This is a genomic window from Streptomyces similanensis (assembly GCF_039543625.1).
GTDB classification, from domain to species: Bacteria; Actinomycetota; Actinomycetes; order Streptomycetales; family Streptomycetaceae; genus Streptomyces; species Streptomyces similanensis.
On sequence record NZ_BAABKC010000037.1, the window covers coordinates 24,166 to 41,058 of the forward strand.

Annotated in this window: 18 protein-coding genes; 11 read left to right on the top strand and 7 right to left on the bottom strand. The window is 74.0% G+C overall.

Going from position 1 to position 16,893, the window contains the following annotated elements:
- Positions 1–31 precede the first annotated feature (31 nt).
- Positions 32–880 carry a LysR family transcriptional regulator gene (locus ABEB07_RS11490; protein ID WP_345668193.1) on the bottom strand — a complete coding sequence of 283 codons (849 nt, stop codon included), beginning with the start codon at positions 878–880 and terminating at the stop codon, positions 32–34.
- Positions 881–984: 104 nt separating this feature from the next.
- Between ABEB07_RS11490 and ABEB07_RS11495 the strand changes: the two genes are divergently transcribed.
- Positions 985–1,728: an SDR family oxidoreductase gene (locus tag ABEB07_RS11495; RefSeq protein ID WP_176147393.1), complete on the top strand. Its 744-nt coding sequence runs from the start codon at positions 985–987 to the stop codon at positions 1,726–1,728.
- Between the two features lie 9 nt (positions 1,729–1,737).
- On the opposite strand, the gene ABEB07_RS11500 is transcribed toward ABEB07_RS11495, so the two are convergent.
- Positions 1,738–2,439: a TetR/AcrR family transcriptional regulator gene (locus ABEB07_RS11500; protein WP_345668195.1), complete on the bottom strand. Its 702-nt coding sequence runs from the start codon at positions 2,437–2,439 to the stop codon at positions 1,738–1,740.
- A 115-nt stretch (positions 2,440–2,554) separates the two neighbouring features.
- Here ABEB07_RS11500 and ABEB07_RS11505 point away from each other — a divergent pair, with 115 nt between their 5' ends.
- Complete coding sequence (locus ABEB07_RS11505) at positions 2,555–3,685, top strand: FAD-dependent oxidoreductase (RefSeq protein ID WP_345668197.1); 1,131 nt, start codon at positions 2,555–2,557, stop codon at positions 3,683–3,685.
- A gap of 53 nt (positions 3,686–3,738) precedes the next feature.
- Here the strand turns inward: ABEB07_RS11505 and ABEB07_RS11510 are convergent, their stop codons facing one another.
- A complete protein-coding gene (locus ABEB07_RS11510) occupies positions 3,739–4,299 on the bottom strand; it encodes a TetR/AcrR family transcriptional regulator (protein WP_345668199.1) in 561 nt (186 codons plus the stop codon).
- Positions 4,300–4,391: 92 nt separating this feature from the next.
- Here ABEB07_RS11510 and ABEB07_RS11515 point away from each other — a divergent pair, with 92 nt between their 5' ends.
- The 3 genes from ABEB07_RS11515 to ABEB07_RS11525 all read left to right on the top strand — a co-directional run bounded on the left by ABEB07_RS11515 (position 4,392) and on the right by ABEB07_RS11525 (position 8,417).
- The gene (locus tag ABEB07_RS11515) at positions 4,392–5,936 is read left to right on the top strand and encodes an MFS transporter (protein WP_345668201.1); all 1,545 of its coding nucleotides are present in this window, start codon (positions 4,392–4,394) and stop codon (positions 5,934–5,936) included.
- Positions 5,937–6,002: 66 nt separating this feature from the next.
- Entirely contained in the window at positions 6,003–7,298 is a 1,296-nt protein-coding gene (locus tag ABEB07_RS11520) for a cysteine desulfurase family protein (RefSeq protein ID WP_345668203.1), read from the top strand.
- A gap of 126 nt (positions 7,299–7,424) precedes the next feature.
- Complete coding sequence (locus tag ABEB07_RS11525; RefSeq protein WP_345668205.1) at positions 7,425–8,417, top strand: L,D-transpeptidase; 993 nt, start codon at positions 7,425–7,427, stop codon at positions 8,415–8,417.
- Here the strand turns inward: ABEB07_RS11525 and ABEB07_RS11530 are convergent, their stop codons facing one another.
- Genes ABEB07_RS11530 through ABEB07_RS11540 form a run of 3 tightly spaced genes read right to left on the bottom strand, consistent with a single transcriptional unit; the run spans position 8,418 to position 10,914 of the window.
- Positions 8,418–8,972: a cysteine hydrolase family protein gene (locus tag ABEB07_RS11530; protein WP_176147400.1), complete on the bottom strand. Its 555-nt coding sequence runs from the start codon at positions 8,970–8,972 to the stop codon at positions 8,418–8,420.
- Positions 8,969–10,459, bottom strand: coding sequence for an MFS transporter (locus tag ABEB07_RS11535; protein ID WP_345668208.1), 1,491 nt, complete (start codon positions 10,457–10,459; stop codon positions 8,969–8,971). Before ABEB07_RS11535 ends, ABEB07_RS11530 begins: the two co-directional genes overlap by 4 nt.
- On the bottom strand, positions 10,456–10,914 hold the full coding sequence (locus ABEB07_RS11540) for a MarR family winged helix-turn-helix transcriptional regulator (RefSeq protein ID WP_345668210.1): 459 nt from the start codon (positions 10,912–10,914) through the stop codon (positions 10,456–10,458). Before ABEB07_RS11540 ends, ABEB07_RS11535 begins: the two co-directional genes overlap by 4 nt.
- 213 nt (positions 10,915–11,127) lie before the next feature.
- Here ABEB07_RS11540 and ABEB07_RS11545 point away from each other — a divergent pair, with 213 nt between their 5' ends.
- The 3 genes from ABEB07_RS11545 (at position 11,128) to ABEB07_RS11555 (ending at position 13,351) form a co-directional block, all read left to right on the top strand.
- On the top strand, positions 11,128–11,661 hold the full coding sequence (locus ABEB07_RS11545) for a ferritin-like domain-containing protein (RefSeq protein ID WP_345668212.1): 534 nt from the start codon (positions 11,128–11,130) through the stop codon (positions 11,659–11,661).
- Positions 11,662–11,803: 142 nt separating this feature from the next.
- The gene (locus ABEB07_RS11550; protein ID WP_345668214.1) at positions 11,804–12,628 is read left to right on the top strand and encodes a universal stress protein; all 825 of its coding nucleotides are present in this window, start codon (positions 11,804–11,806) and stop codon (positions 12,626–12,628) included.
- Between the two features lie 129 nt (positions 12,629–12,757).
- Entirely contained in the window at positions 12,758–13,351 is a 594-nt protein-coding gene (locus ABEB07_RS11555) for a GNAT family N-acetyltransferase (protein WP_345668216.1), read from the top strand.
- Between the two features lie 66 nt (positions 13,352–13,417).
- On the opposite strand, the gene ABEB07_RS11560 is transcribed toward ABEB07_RS11555, so the two are convergent.
- Positions 13,418–13,999, bottom strand: coding sequence for a helix-turn-helix domain-containing protein (locus ABEB07_RS11560; protein WP_345668218.1), 582 nt, complete (start codon positions 13,997–13,999; stop codon positions 13,418–13,420).
- Positions 14,000–14,157: 158 nt separating this feature from the next.
- Here ABEB07_RS11560 and ABEB07_RS11565 point away from each other — a divergent pair, with 158 nt between their 5' ends.
- From ABEB07_RS11565 to ABEB07_RS11575, 3 genes are read left to right on the top strand one after another with little or no spacing between them, the layout of a single operon-like run.
- Positions 14,158–15,087, top strand: a complete 930-nt coding sequence (locus tag ABEB07_RS11565; RefSeq protein WP_345668220.1) for an ABC transporter permease — start codon at positions 14,158–14,160, stop codon at positions 15,085–15,087.
- 34 nt (positions 15,088–15,121) lie between these two features.
- The gene (locus ABEB07_RS11570) at positions 15,122–15,835 is read left to right on the top strand and encodes an ABC transporter ATP-binding protein (protein ID WP_345668222.1); all 714 of its coding nucleotides are present in this window, start codon (positions 15,122–15,124) and stop codon (positions 15,833–15,835) included.
- Positions 15,836–15,843: 8 nt separating this feature from the next.
- Entirely contained in the window at positions 15,844–16,893 is a 1,050-nt protein-coding gene (locus ABEB07_RS11575; protein ID WP_345668224.1) for an ABC transporter substrate-binding protein, read from the top strand.

Sequence of the window (16,893 nt, forward strand, 5' to 3'; positions counted from 1 at the left end):
GGCCGGTGCGGTGCGGCGTCGCCGGCGGAGTTCACCGGGCGGTCGCGGCGCGGACCAGGGCCGCGACCGCCGTCGAGCGGCTGTGCGGGGGCCAGGCGATGACCGTGGTGACGCGAGGTGCGTCGAGGACCGGTACGGCGGTGAGGTCGTCGCCCAGCCCGACGCGGCCCGCCTCCGGGACGACCGCGCAGGCGCGGCCGAGCGCGATGAGCTGGAAGAGCTGGGTGTGGTCGCGCACCTGCGGGCCGGGACCGTGCGGGAAGGTGCCGTCGGGGCGCGGCCAGCGGGGCAGCGGCAGGTCGGGCAGGCCGGTGACCTCGGCGAGCAGCAGGTGCGGACGGGTGCTGAGCGGGTGGCCGGCCGGGAGGACGGCGACCTGGCCCTCGGTGTGCAGGTCCTCGGTGTCGAAGCCGGCCGTGTCGTCGAAGGGCCGGTGCAGCAGCGCAACGTCGGCCCGGCCGTCGCGCAGCACCGGCGCCTGCTCGCCCGGCCCGCACAGCACGACGTCCACGGCGACCGCGTCGGGCTCGGCGGCGTAGGCGGCGAGGAGTTTCGCCAGCAGTTCGCTGGAGGCGCCCGCCTTCGCCGCCAGGACCAGGGCGGGCCGGCCGGCCGCGGCGAGCGCGGCCCGGCGGGTGCGCCGCTCGGCCGCCTCGACGGCGTCCAGCGCGGCCCGCGCCTCCCGCAGCAGCACCGCCCCGGCCCCGGTCAGGGCGATGCCCCGGCCGCCGCGCTCCAGGAGGGCGGCGTCCAGACGCCGCTCAAGACCGGCGATCGCCCGCGACAGCGGGGGCTGGGCGATCCCGAGCCGCCGGGCGGCCCGGCCGAAGTGCAACTCCTCGGCGACCGCGACGAAGTACCGCAGCTCACGTGTCTCCACCCGGCCAGCGTAACCCCGCCGATCAGCGGCGATACCCGGCCGGTATCGTCGCCCACCCGATCGGTCTTGGACGCGCTGCCGGGCGCGGGGGAACCATCGGGTCCATGAGCGAAACGAACGACGTGAGCGAACCGAAGGTCGCGCTGGTGACCGGGGCCAACAAGGGCATCGGCTACGAGATCGCCGCCGGGCTCGGCGCCCTCGGCTGGACCGTCGCGGTCGGCGCGCGCGACGAGGAACGGCGCGAGGCCGCCGTGGCGAAGCTGCGCGCGGCCGGGGCCGACGCCTTCGGGGTGCCGCTGGACGTGACCGACGACACGAGCGTGACCGCGGCGGCCCGCCTGGTCGAGGAGCGGGCCGGGCGCCTCGACGCGCTCGTCAACAACGCGGGGATCACCGGCGGCGGCCCCCAGGAGCCCACCGTGGTCGACCCGGACCGGGTGCGGGCGGCGGTGGAGACCAACGTCATCGGCGTCATCCGGGTCACCAACGCCCTGCTGCCGCTGCTGCGCCGCGCGCCGTCCCCGCGGATCGTGAACGTCTCCAGCAGCGTCGGCTCCCTCACCCTCCAGACCACCCCCGGCGCCGAGACGGGCCCGATCTCCGCCGCCTACTCGCCGTCGAAGACGTTCCTCAACGCCGTCACCGTGCAGTACGCCAAGGAACTGGCCGGCACGAACATCCTGATCAACGCCGTCTGCCCCGGCTTCACGGCCACCGACCTCAACGAGTTCCGCGGGACGCGCACCCCGCGGCAGGGCGCGGTCTCCGCGATCCGGCTGGCCACCGTGCCGGACGACGGACCGACGGGCCGCTTCTTCTCCGACGAGGGGGAGATCCCCTGGTGAGGCCCCGTGTCAGACGTGGCCGCCCTGCCGGGCCCGGTCCGGCAGGGCGGCCTCGATCCCGGTCAGGATGAGGTCGATGCCGGCGAGGAACTGCTCGCGGTCGTCGTGGTCGGCGAGCCGGCCCGCGAGCCGGCGCACGAACGGGTACCGCGCGGCGTCGAGCCGCTCCCACTGCTCGGCGATCGCCCCGAGGAAGGCCGCCCGGTCGGTTCCCGGCCCGTGCAGGCGGGCGTTGGCGGCGTTCTGCCCGGCGACGCCGAGGACGTAGTTCACCAGCGCGGAGGTCGAGTCGAACCACGCCTCCTCGGGCACGCCGAGCGCCTGGAGCCGGCTGCCGATGCCCTCGAAGATCCGCGGCATCGCGGTCAGCCACGGCGCGCGCGAGAGCTGCGCGCCCACCCAGGGATGGACGTCGATCGCGTCGAACATGCCGAGGGCGATGGCCCGGACGGCCTCCCGCGGTCCGGTGCCGTCGCCCGCGTCCGTCATGACGCGGGCGATGACGTCGTCGGTGGCCGCCGCCAGCAGCTCGTCCTTGTTGGCCACGTGCCAGTAGATCGCCCCGCTCCCCGTGGCCAGGCGCGCGGCCAGCGCGCGGAAGGTCAGCGCGCGCTCCCCCTCCGCGTCGAGGATCGCGATCGCGGCCTCCACGATCCGCCGCTTCGAGAGCGCGTCCGCGCGTCGCTCGCCCCGCTGTGTCCCGCTCGCCATGCGCACCAGTTTGACATGACTGGAACGGTGTTCCAACATGACCGACTGGAACGCCGTTCCAGATCTGATGTGGAACGGCGTTCCAGACAGGTCACGTACGAAAGGGAACACAACGATGACGACACCGGTCACGATCGTCGGCGCGGGCCTCGGCGGTCTCACCCTCGCCCGCGTCCTGCACGTCCACGGCATCCCCGCCACGGTCTACGAGGCCGACCCCTCGGCCGAGTCCCGCACCCAGGGCGGCCAGCTCGACATCCACGAGAACGACGGGCAGCGCGCGCTCGCCGACGCCGGCCTCACCGACGCGTTCCGCGCGATCATCCACGAGGGCGCCGAGGCGCTGCGCATGCTCGACCCGCACGGCACGGCGCTGCTGGAGGTCCCCGACGACGGCACGGCCCGGCGCCCCGAGGTGCTCCGCGGCGCGCTGCGCCGGATCCTGCTCGACTCGCTGCCCGACGGCACGGTCCGCTGGGGACACAAGGTCGCCGGGGTGCGCTCCCTCGGCGGCGGCCGGCACGAGCTGACCTTCGCCGACGGCTCGACCGTGACCAGCGACCTCCTCGTCGGCGCGGACGGCGCCTGGTCCAGAATCAGGCCGCTGCTCTCCGACGCCACACCCGAGTACATCGGCACGACGTTCGTGGAGACCTACCTGTACGACGTCGACGCCCGCCACCCCGCGACGGCCGAGGCGGTCGGCGCGGGCGCCATGTACGCGCTCACCCCCGGAAAGGGCATCGTCGCCCACCGCGAGGCCGGCGGCATCCTGCACACGTATGTCGAACTGAACCGCTCCGCCGAGTGGTTCGCGGCCGTCGACTTCACCGACCCGGCCGCCGCGAGCGCCCGGGTCGCGGCCGAGTTCAAGGGCTGGGCGCCGCACCTCACCGCGCTGATCACCGACGGCGAGACCCCTCCGGTCGCCCGCATGATCCACACGCTCCCGGACGGCCACCGCTGGGAGCGGGTGCCCGGGGTGACGCTCATCGGCGACGCCGCGCACCTGATGCCGCCGTCCGGCGACGGAGCCAACCTGGCGATGTTCGACGGCGCCGAACTCGCCAAGGCCATCGCCGCGCACCCCGGCGACGCCGAAGCGGCCCTCACCGCCTACGAGGAGGCGCTGTTCCCGCGCACCGAGGGCTTCTACGCCGACGCGCGAGAGATCCTGGACCTCTGCCTCGGCGACAGCGCGCCGCACGGCTTCATCGACTTCTTCCGCGGCGCCGCGCAGGAGTAGCGGGCGACGCGGGGGACGAACTCCCTCGCGCGGGCGGCGCGTCGGCGTCGCGGTCAGCGCAGCAGGGGGAGGAAGACCGTGTCGACGATCTCTTCGAGGACGTGGTCGGGCACGGGGGCATAGGTCGTGAGGATCTCGTGGCGCAGCAGGTCGAAGGGGAGGGACTTGACGCGCTCGGTGAGGCGCCGCGGGTCGATCTCGCCGCGCTCGACGGCACGGTCGAAGAGCACGTCGCCGGTGTCCTCGCCCCCCGTCGTGAACAGGTCGCCCAGGCTGTTGCCGGTCTCCTGGTAGTAGCCGGCCAGGTGCACGTTCATGACGGTGATGAACCGGACCCGGGTGGCGTTGATCTCCCGCATGAGGGTGAGGACGTCCTCCCGCAGGCTGCCCGTGTCGGGCGTGGGGACGCGCTGCTCCTCCAGGGCGTGGACGATGGCCGCCCGGACGAGTTCGTCGCGGTCGGACCAGCGGCGGTAGAGGACGGGAGGGCTGGTGCCCGCGCGCCGGCCGACGGCGTCCATGGTGAATCTCGCGTAGCCGCCCGCGGCGAGTTCCTCCCAGGCCGCGTCGAGGAGCGCCTTCTCCAGTGCCGCCCCGCGGCGCCGCTCGGCCATGTGCGTCTCCCTTGGATAGACTTGCCTATCTTATCTTAGCGCCCTACGCTGACCGCCGTAAGATAGACCTCTGTATCTTAAGGTGGCCGTCCATGAACACCCCCAGCGGATCCGCACCAGCCCTGTCCGATCCCGCCCGGGCCGCCCCGTCCTCCGGCCCGCCCCAGTCGCTGCGCGAAGCCTGGGTGGCCCTGGCCGGACTCTCCGCGGTGTTCCTCTTCGAGATGCTGGACAACTCGATCCTGAACGTCGCACTGCCCACCCTCGGACGGGAGTTGCACGCGTCCGCCGTCGCGCTCCAGTGGGTGACGGGCGCGTACGCGGTCGTCTTCGGCGGGCTGATGCTCCTGTTCGGCGCGGTGGCCGACCGGTTCGGCCGGCGCCGGGTCATGCTCGTCGGCCTCGCGCTGCTCGGCGCCTCCAGCCTGGCGACCGCCTTCGTCACCAGCGCGGAACAGCTGATCGCGGTTCGCGCGGTGACGGGCGTCGCGGCCGCCATGACGACCCCGGGGTCGATGGCGCTGGCCTTCCGGCTGTTCGACGACGACGCGCTGCGCGTCCGCGCGAGCACCCTCATCTCGACCGTGGGCCTGATCGGCCTCGCGATCGGCCCGACGGCGGGCGGCTTCGTGCTCGCGATCGCCCCCTGGCAGGTCCTGCTGCTGGTCAACGTGCCGATCGCCGCACTGGCCGCCCTCGGGATACGCAGGGGCATCGCCGAGGACGAGGCGGCCGACCTGCACCGCGATCCGGTGGACATCGCCGGCGCGGTGCTGGCCACCGCGACGATCGTGCCGGCGCTCGCCGCGCCCACCCTGTTCCTGGACCGGGGCGCCGGGTCATGGCTGCCGTGGCTGGTCACGGCGGCGGCCGGCGCGGGGGCGGTCCTCTTCGTCCTCCGTGAGCGTGCGGCCCGCCATCCGCTGCTCGACCTGCGGCTCGTCGCGCACCCGCTCGTCGCCGCCGGCCTGGCCTACAAGGCGGCCGCCGGACTGGCCACCGCCGGGCTCGGCTACCTGGTGACGCTCCAACTCCAGCTGGACTGGGGGTGGTCGCCCGCGCTCGCCGCCGTCGGGATGCTGCCCCAGGTCGTCGTCCTCGTCGCGGGCGGCGCGCTCATCGGCCCGTTCGTGCGACGGGCCGGACTCGACCGGGCCGCCTGGCTCAGCGCCGCGGCGGTCGTGTCCGGGCTCGCCGTCTACGCCTCGCTGGGCCGGTTCGGATACGGGTGGGTCGCGCTCGCCCTCGTGCTCGTGGCCGCCGGGATGCGCGTGGTCGGCGTCGTCGCCGGGGTCAACGTGCTGCGCGGTCTGCCGGAGAACCGGACCACCATCGGCGCGGCGCTCACCGACACCGCGACCGAGGTCGCCTCCGGCGCCGGCCTCGCCGTCACCGGCACCGTGCTGGCCGGGCTGTTCACCGGTGACATCGCCGCGGCGCACTGGAGCGCGCGGCAGACGGCGCGGTTCCACGAGGCGGCCACCCTCTCCGGCCTCGCGCTCACCGTCGTGGCCGCGGCACTGGTCGGCTGGGCGATCCGGCACACCCGCGGCGCGGCGAACGGCCGGCCGGACACACCCGGCGCCGACGCGCCCGGAGGTTCACCGGAGAAACCCGCGCCGTCCGCCAGCATCTAGGGAGCGCGGGTGCGCGCCCGCCCACCCGCGCGCCCACCGCACTCCCCGGCCGCCCGAAGGACACCGATGGCGCAGAAGCCGTACACCAACCGGAATCCCTACGAGCCGCGGCTCGGGGGAAGCCGAGGAGGAGACCGGCCGTACGACACCCACCGCCCGTACGTCCCGCGTGACCCGCACGACACCTACGCCCCCGGAGGCGTCCCGCCGCACCCGGGACTGGCCGGCGGACCGGTCTACCTCGACTACAACGCCACCACCCCGGTCGACCCGCGCGTCGCCGAGGCGATGGCGCCGTACCTCACCGCGTTCTTCGGCAACCCGTCCAGCGGCCACTCCTACGCCGAGGTCCCGCGCCGGGCCCTCGCCGGGGCCCGTGCCGAGGTGGCCGGTCTGATCGGCGCGCGGGCCGACGAGATCGTGTTCACCGCCTCCGGCTCCGAGGCCGACCTCCTCGCCCTGCGCGGCGCGGTCCTCGCGTCGGACCGCCGGCGCCCGCATCTGATCACGCAGGCCACCGAGCACCCGGCCGTGCTGGAGACCGCCCGCGCGCTGGAGCGGCTGCACGGCACGCGTGTGACGGTCCTGCCCGTCGACGGCGCCGGACGCGTGGACCCGGCCGCCCTGGCCGCCGCCTGCACCGAGGACACCGTCCTGGTGTCGGTGATGGCGGCGAACAACGAGACCGGCGCTCTCCAGCCGGTCGCCGAACTCGCCGCCCTCGCGCACGCGCACGGAGCGCTGTTCCACTGCGACGCCGCGCAGGCCGCGGGACGGATCCCGCTCGACGTCCGCGCCCTGGGCGCCGACCTGGTCACCGTCGTGGGGCACAAGATGTACGCGCCGAAGGGCACGGCCGCCCTGTACGTACGCGACGGGGTGCGGCTGGAGCCGGTCGTCCACGGCGGTGGCCAGGAGCGCGGCCTGCGCGCCGGGACCGAGAACGTCGCCCTGGCCGTCGCGCTCGGCGCCGCCGCCCGGATCGCGGCCGCCGAACTCGCCGACGGAACCCCGGCCCGGACCGCGGCCCTGCGCGACGACCTCCACCGGCGGCTCGCCGAGGGACTGCCCGGCCGGGTACGCCTGCACGGCCCGCGCGAGGACCGCCTGCCCAACACCCTCAACGTCGGCGTCGAGGGCGCCCTCGGCCACGAACTCCTCGCCGCCGCCGGCCGGGTCGCGGCCGCCACCGGATCGGCCTGCCACAGTGGCGCCCACACCCCCTCGCCCGTGCTGAGCGCCATGGGCGTCGAACCGGCCCGAGCCCTCGGCGCGCTGCGGCTGTCCCTGGGCCGCTGGACCACACCCGCGGACGTCGGGACGGCGGCCACGGCCCTCGTCGCGGCGGCCGCCCCACGCTGACCGGACCGGTGCGCGGGCAGTTTTGGGACATGCTTTACACGACGCGTGCAACTCGATTCCCGGTCGAACCGTCTGACAGGAAGTCGGGCTCGCCGAGGGCGACGCGTGGAGAAAGTGGGGCAGGTCATGGGACGGCGCAAGGGCGGCATAGGGATCGCACTGGTGACGGTGACGATGCTGATGGGCTCGAGTGCCTGCGGCGGGGGCGGCAGCGGCAGCGGCAGTTCGGGCGGGGACGACGCGAAGGCGCCGGGCAAGCCGAGCGCCAGCGCCTCCCCGTCCCCGACGAAGCCCGCGGGCCCGCCCATGCTGCTGGAGACGATCACCCCGCAGTCGGGCACCACGGTCGGCGTGGCCATGCCGATCTCGGTGGTCTTCACCAACCCGGTGGCGGCCAAGGCACGGGCCACCGTGGAGAAGCACATGAAGGTCAGCGCCTCGCAGCCGGTGGCCGGCGCCTGGCACTGGTTCGGCGACAAACGCGCCGACTGGCGGCCGAAGGAGTACTGGCCCTCCGGCACGAAGGTGAAGGTCGACGTCGACGTGCGGGGGGTGAGCAACGGCAACGGGCGCTACGGCGTACGCGCGTACACGCACTCCTTCCAGGTCGGCGACGACGTGCGCGCGGACGTCTCGGTGACCGGCCACACCATGAAGGTGACCCGCGACGGCAAGCCGGTGCGCACCCTGTCCATCAACGCGGGCAGCTCCCAGTACCCGACGTGGAACGGCACGATGGCCGTCATCGACAAGGAGAAGGAGGTCCACATGACCTCCTGCAGCGTCGGCATCAGCTGCACCAAGGGCGACCCGAACTACTACGACCTGAAGCTGCCCTGGGACGTCCACCTCACCCAGTCCGGCACCTACGTGCACTACTCGACCGGCGACCCGAACCCGGGCAGCGGCAGCGCCCGCGGCTCCCACGGCTGCGTCCACCTGTCCAAGCCGGACGCCGAGTGGTTCTACGGCCAGGTCAAGCAGGGCGACCCGGTCACCATCACCGGATCGCCCCGCGCCAAGGCCCCGGCCGACAACGGCTACGCCTCCTTCAACCTGAGCTGGTCGCAGTGGCTCGCGGGCAGCTCCACCGGGGAGTCCACGACCGCCGCGCTGTAGTCAGCCGAGGCCGGCGATCCAGGCGTCGACCGCGGTGACCTCGCCCTGGTGCGGGAAGACCTTCTCGGTCAGCACCCGGTGCACCTCCGCGTCGCGGTCGGCGCAGCCGTCGGCCAGGACGGTGAGGCGGTAGTCGAGGTCGGCCGCCTGGCGCACCGTGGACAGCACGACGCCGCTGGTGGCCAGGCCGGCCAGGACCAGGTGGTCGACGCCCTCGCCGCGCAGCACGAGTTCGAGGTCGCTGCCGGCGAAGGCGCTGACCCGCTTCTTGGTGACGACGGCCTCGCCGGGGCGGGGCGCGACATCGGGGTGGATCTCCGCGCCGGGGTCGCCGTCGGTGAACGCGCCTTCGGGCAGGGCGCCGAAGAGCGGGCTGGACTTGGCCTCGGGGCGGCCCGGCCGGAAACCGACGACGACGTGCACCACGGGCACTCCCGCGGTCCGGGCCGCGGCGACGGCACGGGCGAGACGGGGAGTGAAGTCGGCGTCGAGACCGGGAACGCGGCCCACGATGGCCTGCTGGAGGTCCATCACGAGCAGGGCGGTGCGGGTCACGTTCGTTCCTTGCCGGTGTCGGCGGGTTTGTCGGTGTCCGGGGTGTTCTCGGGGTCGTCTGCGTTGTCTGGGTTGTCGCGGATGCGCCGCAGCGAGCGGTCGGTGACGGTCACCGCCAGGAACAGCACGCTGGCGGCGAGCATGAACCAGGCCAGGTGGTGCAGGCCGCCGGTGTCGGCGCGCTGCCCGAAGAAGGCGCCGTCGGCGGCGGAGGCGGTGATGGCGCCGAGGTAGCCGAAGGTCCGCAGCAGTCCGGCGGAGGAGCCGATGCGGTCGGCGTCGGCCTGGTGGTAGACGGCGTTCTGCAGGGCGAGGCCGTTGAGGCCCTGCGGAACCCCGAGGACGACCACGACCGCCAGCAGCATCCATACGGGACTGTCGGCGTGCAGCGGGAGCAGCAGCGCGCACGCGAGGATCTGCCCGACCGCGCCGGCCAGCAGCTTGCCGCGCACGGCCTGGCGCCGTCCGGTGAGGGCGGAGACGACGATCGCCGTGGCGAACAGCGGCAGTTGGACCAGTCCGGCCTGCGAGGCGGACAGTCCGCGGCCCTCCTCGGTCCACTGCGTGTAGCCGTACAGGAAGGCGTAGGTGACGACGTAGCAGAGCAGGGCCCTGCCGTAGGTGGCGACGAGCGGCAGGTTGCCGCCGAGGACGCGTACGTCGATGAAGGGCTGCCGGGCGCGCAGTTCGCGCCGGATGAATCCGGCGCCCGTCGCGAGGGTCAGCACCGGCAGGTACCAGGCGCCGCCGCCGAGGTCCATCAGGAACAGCAGCAGGCACACCAGCGCCACGGCGAACAGGCCCATCCCCGGCAGGTCCAGGTCCCGCACCGGATGGCGGCCGTCCGTACGGCGCGGTACCGGGGTCGCCGGCAGGCGGCGGAGGCCGAGATACAGGCCGAAGAGCGCGAGCGGGATGTTGACGGCCAGGGTGGCGCGCCAGCCGCCGACGGCGATCAGCAGACCGCCGAGGCTCGGACCGACGACGGCGATGGTCTGGGTGGTGACGGCCAGCGCGGTCAGCACCCCGGCCGGACTCTCCCGGCCGGTGCGCCGGGCCTCGCTGCGGATGAGGTACATGGCGGCCGGATAGCCGGAGCAGGTGCCGAAGCCGAGCAGCACCCGGGCGGCGATGAGCACGCCGAGGTTCGGGGCGAGCATGCCGACGACGCCGGCGACGCCGGTCAGCGCCGTGCCGGTCAGGAACAGGCGGCGCGGCCCGAAGAGGTCGATCAGCCGGCCCATGACCGGCTGGCCTATGGCGGTGGCCAGGTACAGGGCGGAGATGAGCCACGCCGTCCGGGCGGGCGGGGCGCCGAAGGCGGCGCCGATGGGGACCAGGGAGACGGAGATGATGGAGGAGTTGACCGGATTGAGGGCGGCGCCCGTCATCATCGGGGCCAGCAGCCGCCGGTCGAAGCCGTCCGCCGGCCTCCCGCCCCGCCCGGGACGCCACCGCTGGAGGACGCGGGTGAGGCTCGCGCTCACGACCGGACGATCCGTTCCAGCACGGCCGCGGCCGCCAGCAGGGTACGGCGCTCCTCCTCCGTGCACTGGTCCTGCACGGCGCGGGCGAGCCAGCCCTCCCCGGCGCGCCGGCGGTCCTCCAGGAAGGTGTGTCCGCCGTCGGTGACGAACACCAGCTGGCGGCGGCCGTCCTCGGGGTCCGGTCGGCGGGCGACCAGGCCGCGTTCGACGAGGATGCCGACGATGCTGGCCACCGACTGGTGGCGGACGCCCTCGGCGGCGGCCAGATCGCTGACCGACGCCTCGCCGTCCTTGTCGAGCCGGCTGAGGACGGAGGTCTGGGAGGGGGTGAGGTCGCCGCGGTCGTAGGTCTCCCGCAGCCGGCGGCGCAGCCGGCTGTACACCACGCGGACCTCGTGGGCCGCGCGCGCGGCCGTCTCGGAGACGCCCTCCGCGGGCTGCTCGATCTCGTTCATATGCGCAGACTAATCTGCGCAGTCTTACCTGCGCAATACGGCTTGTGGACATACCCGTGCCGTGCCGGGGCCCGCCGGCGCCGCCCGTACGCCCTCCGATGGGGTGACGTGGGGGCGCTCCGAGGCGTGCCGCGCCGCCGCGGCCCGGACCGGCTTCTTTACTTGCCGATCGGATCATCTTCCCGCCGTCCACCGCAGCCTTCGAGGACACGCATGACTGACGACTTCATCGTTGACGTGAGCAGGATTCGTGCCGACGCCCGGGCCAAGATGGAGGGCGGCCCGGTCACGGAGACGTACGGGGCGGACCGGGACCGGGTCGTGGCCGTCCTGAACGACGTCGTGGCCACCGAGGTGGTGTGCTGGATGCGGTACACCCGGCATGCCATCTCCGCCACCGGCATCGACCGCGCCCAGGTCTCGGCGGAGTTCAGCGAACACGCGAAAGAGGAGTGGGACCACGCGCTGCGCGCCGCTGAGCGCATCTCCCAGCTGGGCGGGGACCCGGACTTCGACCCGGCCACGATCGTCGAGCGCTCGCACACCGAGTACACGGCGATCCCGGACAACGAACTGAAGCAGATGCTGCGCAGCAACCTGGAGGCCGAGCGCATCGTCATCGGCGTCTACCAGGAGATCATCCGCTGGCTGGGCGACAAGGACCCGACCACCCGGCGCCTCATGGAGAGCATCCTGGAGGAAGAGGAGGAGCACGCCGACGACCTGCTCGACCTGCTCGGAGACTGAACCGACCCGGCCTGATCCGTCCAGATACGGACTGATCCGTTCTGATCTGTCGTGCTCCGTCCCGTCCCGGCCCGGAGCCCGGCGTCGGGTCCCGCGGCCGGCCGGCCGGTGTCGCTGTCGGCGCGAGAGGAGTCGAGGCGCGGTGACGCTTCCCCTGGTGGTCGGCGCGGACGGGTCCGAGGCGAGTCTGGAGGCGGTGGACTGGGCCGCCGCCGAGGCGGTGCGGCGCGGCGCTCCGCTGCACGTCCTGCACGCGGCGGCCGGTGACCGGGAGGCGTCCGGCGTGCTCCGCGCCGCGGTGGAACGGGCCGGAGCGGCGGCCCCCGCCGTACGGCTGTCGAGCGAGGTCGTGCACGAGGACGCGATCTCCGCACTGGTCGCGGGGGACCGCGCCGCGCTCGCGCTGGTGCTCGGCTCCCGGGGACTCGGCGGGGAGCTGCCCGGCCTCCTGCTGGGCTCGGTCGCCCTGGCCGTGGCGGCCCGGTTGCACTGCCCGGTCGTCGTGGTGCGCGGCGAGGCACGGCACCGGGGGACCCGTTTCGGGAGCGTCGTCGTCGGCGTCGAGGCGGGGGAGGGCAGTGACACGGCCGTGGAGTTCGCGTTCCGCGAGGCCCGGGCGCGGCGCTGCCGCCTGGTGGCCGTGCACGCCTGGAACCCGCGGTTCGGCGGCCCTGCCGCTCCCGGGATCCCGCCGTGGTACGTCGCGGAAGCACACCGGCGGCCGCCGGCGCAGGTGCTCGACGACGAGCTGGGCGCACCGGCGGAGCGGTACCGCGACGTGCCGGCGCACCGCTCGGTGATCGACGGGCCGGCCCGGCAGGCGCTGGTCGCGGCCGCGTCGGAGGCGGACCTCCTGGTCGTCGGCGCGCGCCGGCGCCAGGCGGTCGTCGGCCTCCAACTGGGCCTGATCAACCACGCGTTGCTGCACCACGCCCCGTGCCCCGTCGCGGTCGTCCCCCGGGCGTGACGCCGGGCGGCGCCGGACGACAGCGGACGGTGCCGGGCGACACCGGACGGTGCCGGGCGCGTGGCGGGTCGTCGCCGTGTCCTTCCGGCTCATTGCGGTGACCGGTACGGCGAATCAATCATGGCGGTCATGGACCGACCGAGTGAGACCATCGCGTGCGGGGACGTCGTCCTGCGGCGCTGGCGTGAACAGAGCGACTTCGCAGCGGCGTTGCGGCTGATCGAGGAGTCCCGGGAACATCTGCGCCCCTGGATGCCGTGGTTCGAGGGGCCCGCCGAGGAACGCACCCGGGACTTCCTGGCGAAGGCCGAGGCGAGGTGGGCGAGCGGCGAGGTGTTCAACTACGCCGTGGTCGAGGGCGGCACACTCGTCGGCATGTGCCAGGCCTACCGCGGAGCCGTGCCCCGGGGCTGGGGAATGGGGTACTGGCTGCACCCGGCGGCCGTCGGCCGGGGCATCGCCACGAGGGCGACGGCGGCCCTGGCCGACGAGATGTTCGCCCTGCCGGAGGTGGCGTACCTGGAGATCACCCACGACCTGGCCAACACCGCCAGCAGCGCCGTACCGCGCCGCCTGGGCTTCACCGAGGTCGGACGCGAGCGGGCGGAACCGCCCACGCCGCCCTCCTGCGTCGGCACCGACGCGGTCTGGCGCCTGCACCGCCCGACACCGCCGGCCGCCCACCGCCGACGCGTCAAGTCCGTTACGGACGGCAGACCTTGACGCCCGGCTGCCCGTCCGGCCCGGCCGGCCCGCCGCCGGAACGGCGGACCTCGGCGTTCCGGCCGCTCAGCCGCCCGAGCGGCCCAGGGCGACCACGAGCAGGGTACGGGCGGCGGTGGCGCCGACGAGGCGGCAGCGGTGCGGTACGTCGCCGCGGTGATGGGCGCTCTGGCCCGCCCGGAGCCGGATGGTCTCCTCGCCGCGCAGTTCGAGGGCGACCTCGCCCTCCAGCACGTGGATGAAATCCTCCCCGGTGTGCTCGAACCAGCCGCGCTCGCCCTGCCCGGGTGTGAAGTGCTGCTCGTACGCCTCCATGACGTCGCTCTGACCACCGGGGATCAGCACGTGGGCGAACTGCCCGGTGCCTTCGGTGACCCGGATGACCTGCGGGTCCGCCTCGTGCGCGACCGTCTCTGAGGTGCTGGCCGGACGCAGGAAGATGCCCGGCGGCAGCGCCAGCGCGTCGGCGATCTTGTAGATGGAGGCGAGGCTCGGCGTCGTCAGGCCGCGTTCCAGCTGGCTGAGGAACGGCTGGGACAGGCCCGAGCGGGAGGCGAGTTCGGCCATCGGGACACCGAGTCGTCGTCGGTGCCCCCGGATCACGGATCCGACGGCCAGGGCCTCGGGGGAGGGATCGGGTCGGCGCACGTGCTCGACGGTAGCGCACCCCGCAAGCGCGCGGACGGCGGCCGCAGAACCGGGGACATGGTCCGGATGAAGCTTCATGACGCCGACACGCTGCTGCAATAAGCGAGGCGAATTATTGACGTCGTCAATCTCGCTGTCGGCTCAGGAACTGGACGACCATGGCCCGCACTTCACCGCCCGGCTCTCCGGCAGGGCCCCCGCACGACGCCGTCGACGACCACCGCCCCCGCCCACCCGGCCCCGGCCCCGCACACCCGCCCGGCACCTCGGCGGCGGACCGTTCCGAGACCAAGGCGGCGGACGCGCCCGGGCCTTGGCGGCCGGGAGTCGTGAAGGTGCTCGCCCGCGCCGGAGCCCCCCTGGCCTCCGCATGCGTCGTGCTCGCCCTGTGGTGGGCGGCCGCCCGCGCCGGCGTACTCGGCGAGGGCCTCGTCCCCACCCCCTGGCAGACCCTGCGGGCGGCCCACGCCATGTGGGCCGACGGCACGATGACCGCCGACCTGCGGGCCAGCCTGGCACGCGCCGGCCAGGGCTTCGCGGCCGGCGCCGCGGCCGGGACCGCCCTCGGCTTCCTCACCGGCAACCAGCGCCGCGTCGCCGCGCTCGTCAGCCCGATGATGTCGTTCCTGCGGCCGATCCCCGCCATCGCGCTGGTGCCCCTGGTCACCGCCTGGTTCGGGATCGGCGAGCAGGCCAAACACCTGCTCATCGCCTACGCCGTCTTCCTGGCCGTCTGGCTGTACGTCCACGACGGCGTCGCCCGTGTGCCCGCCGACTACCTGCGGGCGGCCCGCGCCCTCGGGGTGCCGCGCCGGCGCCGGCTGACCGAGGTCCTGCTGCCCGCGGCGGCTCCCTCGGTCGTGGCGGCGCTCCGCTACGGCGCGGGACTCGCCTTCCTGGCCCTGGTGGCCGCCGAGCTGGGCGGCGCGCAGAGCGGCATCGCCTACCGCCTCCAGGTCGACGGCCAGTTCCTGCGCACCGACCACATGTTCGTCGGCCTGATCGAACTCGGCCTGCTCGGCCTCCTCGCGGACGCGCTGATCAGCGCGGTCGGCCACCGCCTCGTCCACTGGAGCAGCGGCTCATGAACCACACCGACACCACCGCGCCCAGGAGGAGTTCATGACCGCCCTCGTCCGACTGGAGGGCGTCGAGGTCCGCTACGGCCGCTCCCTCGCCCTGACCGCCACCGAACTCGACTTCGCCCAGGGCTCGTTCACCTCCCTGCTCGGCCCGACCGGCTGCGGCAAGTCGACACTGCTGAACGCCGTCGCCGGGTTCGTGCCGCCGAGTTCGGGGCGCGTCCTGATGGACGGCGTCCCGGTGACCGGACCCGGCCCGGACCGGGGCGTGGTCTTCCAGCACTACGCGCTGCTGCCCTGGTTCACCGCCCGCGGCAACGTCGAGTTCGCCCTCAAACGCTTCGGCCTGTCCCGCACCGAGCGCAGGGCGCGCGCCCTGGAGGCACTCGCGGAGGTCGGCCTCGCCGACGCCGCCGAGAAGCACCCGGCCCAGCTGTCCGGCGGCATGCGTCAACGCGTCGCCCTGGCACGGGCGTTGGCGGCCCAGCCGCGCGTCCTGCTGATGGACGAGCCGTTCGGCGCGCTCGACGCGATCACCCGCGCGCGGATGCAGCGACTGCTGACCCGGCTGTGGGAACACACCCGTACCACCGTCGTCTTCGTCACCCACGACGTGGACGAGGCGCTCGCCCTCTCCCAGCGGGTGATCGTCATGGCGGCGGGCCCGGGACGCGTCATCGCGGACCACCGCGTGGGCGACGGCCCGAAGTCCGACCTCCACCACCGCATCGTCACCCAACTCGACACCGAATGAACCCGGTCGTGACCCACCAGGAGTTCCCCGTGCCCACCACCCCGCCGCCGGTCTCCCCGCGCGGAACACGGGCGGCCGCCGCCCTCGCCGCCGTACTCGCGCTGATGACGCTGCTGACCGCCTGCGGCGCGGACACCGGCTCCGCGTCCACGTCCGCCGGGACGACCCGCGTCACCATCGCGGGCAGCGACTACCTCGGCGGCGCTCCCGTCTACACCGCCACCGAGAACGGCCAGTGGGCCGCCAACGGCCTGACCCCCCAGGTCCAGTCCTTCGCCACCGGCCGCGACGCGCTCAACGCCGTCCTCGGCGGGCAGGCCCAGTACGCGGTGGTCGGCGACCTGCCCGCCGTGTCGGCCGTCCTCGCCGGCCGGAAGATCGAGATCGTCGCCGCCCTGTCCGGTTTCGCGGACTGGCGGCTGTTCACCACCGCCGCCGCCTCCGTCACCCGCTTCGCCGACCTCAAGGGCAAGAAGATCGGTCTGCCCGAGGGCACCAACGTGCAGTACGCGCTCGACGGCATGCTCACCGCGGCCGGACTGAAGCCGGGCGACGTCACCCTCGTCAACCTCGCCCCGAACCAGGTGACCGCGGCCCTGGCCCGCGGCGACATCGACGCGGGCCTCACCTTCCCCAGCTTCTACGACGCCACCAAGGCCGCTCTCGGCGCCGAGTACCGCGAGCTGCGCTACACCGGCTACACCTACCGCACCCTGCTGGTCGCCGCCCCCGGTACGGCCGCCCGCACCTCGACCGCCGTGCTGCGCACCCTCACCACCGCGGCCAGGACCGCGGCCAAGGACCCCGCGGCGGCCCGCAAGGCCGTCGTCGCCCAGGCCAAGGGCGCGCTTCAGCCGGGCTTCGTCGACGCCTACTACGCCTCGTACCACTACGCCGTGACCCTTGATGAGCCCCTGCTGAAGCTGCTCGTCGCCGAGGGCGCCTGGGTCAAGTCGACGCAGAAGCCGGCGGGAACCCCGGACCGGGCCACCTTCCTCCAGCACATCGACCCCGCCCCGCTCAAGTCCGCGGCCCCCCAGGCCGTGACCCTCTCCTGA

What these genes read in the sequence shown, in the direction of transcription:
- ABEB07_RS11495 (WP_176147393.1), top strand. Translation starts at nt 985, where the DNA reads ATGAGCGAAACGAACGACGTGAGCGAACCGAAGGTCGCGCTGGTGACC.
- ABEB07_RS11500 (WP_345668195.1), bottom strand. Translation starts at nt 2,439, where the DNA reads ATGGCGAGCGGGACACAGCGGGGCGAGCGACGCGCGGACGCGCTCTCG.
- ABEB07_RS11505 (WP_345668197.1), top strand. Translation starts at nt 2,555, where the DNA reads ATGACGACACCGGTCACGATCGTCGGCGCGGGCCTCGGCGGTCTCACC.
- ABEB07_RS11510 (WP_345668199.1), bottom strand. Translation starts at nt 4,299, where the DNA reads ATGGCCGAGCGGCGCCGCGGGGCGGCACTGGAGAAGGCGCTCCTCGAC.
- ABEB07_RS11515 (WP_345668201.1), top strand. Translation starts at nt 4,392, where the DNA reads ATGAACACCCCCAGCGGATCCGCACCAGCCCTGTCCGATCCCGCCCGG.
- ABEB07_RS11520 (WP_345668203.1), top strand. Translation starts at nt 6,003, where the DNA reads ATGGCGCAGAAGCCGTACACCAACCGGAATCCCTACGAGCCGCGGCTC.
- ABEB07_RS11525 (WP_345668205.1), top strand. Translation starts at nt 7,425, where the DNA reads ATGGGACGGCGCAAGGGCGGCATAGGGATCGCACTGGTGACGGTGACG.
- ABEB07_RS11540 (WP_345668210.1), bottom strand. Translation starts at nt 10,914, where the DNA reads ATGAACGAGATCGAGCAGCCCGCGGAGGGCGTCTCCGAGACGGCCGCG.
- ABEB07_RS11545 (WP_345668212.1), top strand. Translation starts at nt 11,128, where the DNA reads ATGACTGACGACTTCATCGTTGACGTGAGCAGGATTCGTGCCGACGCC.
- ABEB07_RS11555 (WP_345668216.1), top strand. Translation starts at nt 12,758, where the DNA reads ATGGACCGACCGAGTGAGACCATCGCGTGCGGGGACGTCGTCCTGCGG.
- ABEB07_RS11565 (WP_345668220.1), top strand. Translation starts at nt 14,158, where the DNA reads ATGGCCCGCACTTCACCGCCCGGCTCTCCGGCAGGGCCCCCGCACGAC.
- ABEB07_RS11570 (WP_345668222.1), top strand. Translation starts at nt 15,122, where the DNA reads ATGACCGCCCTCGTCCGACTGGAGGGCGTCGAGGTCCGCTACGGCCGC.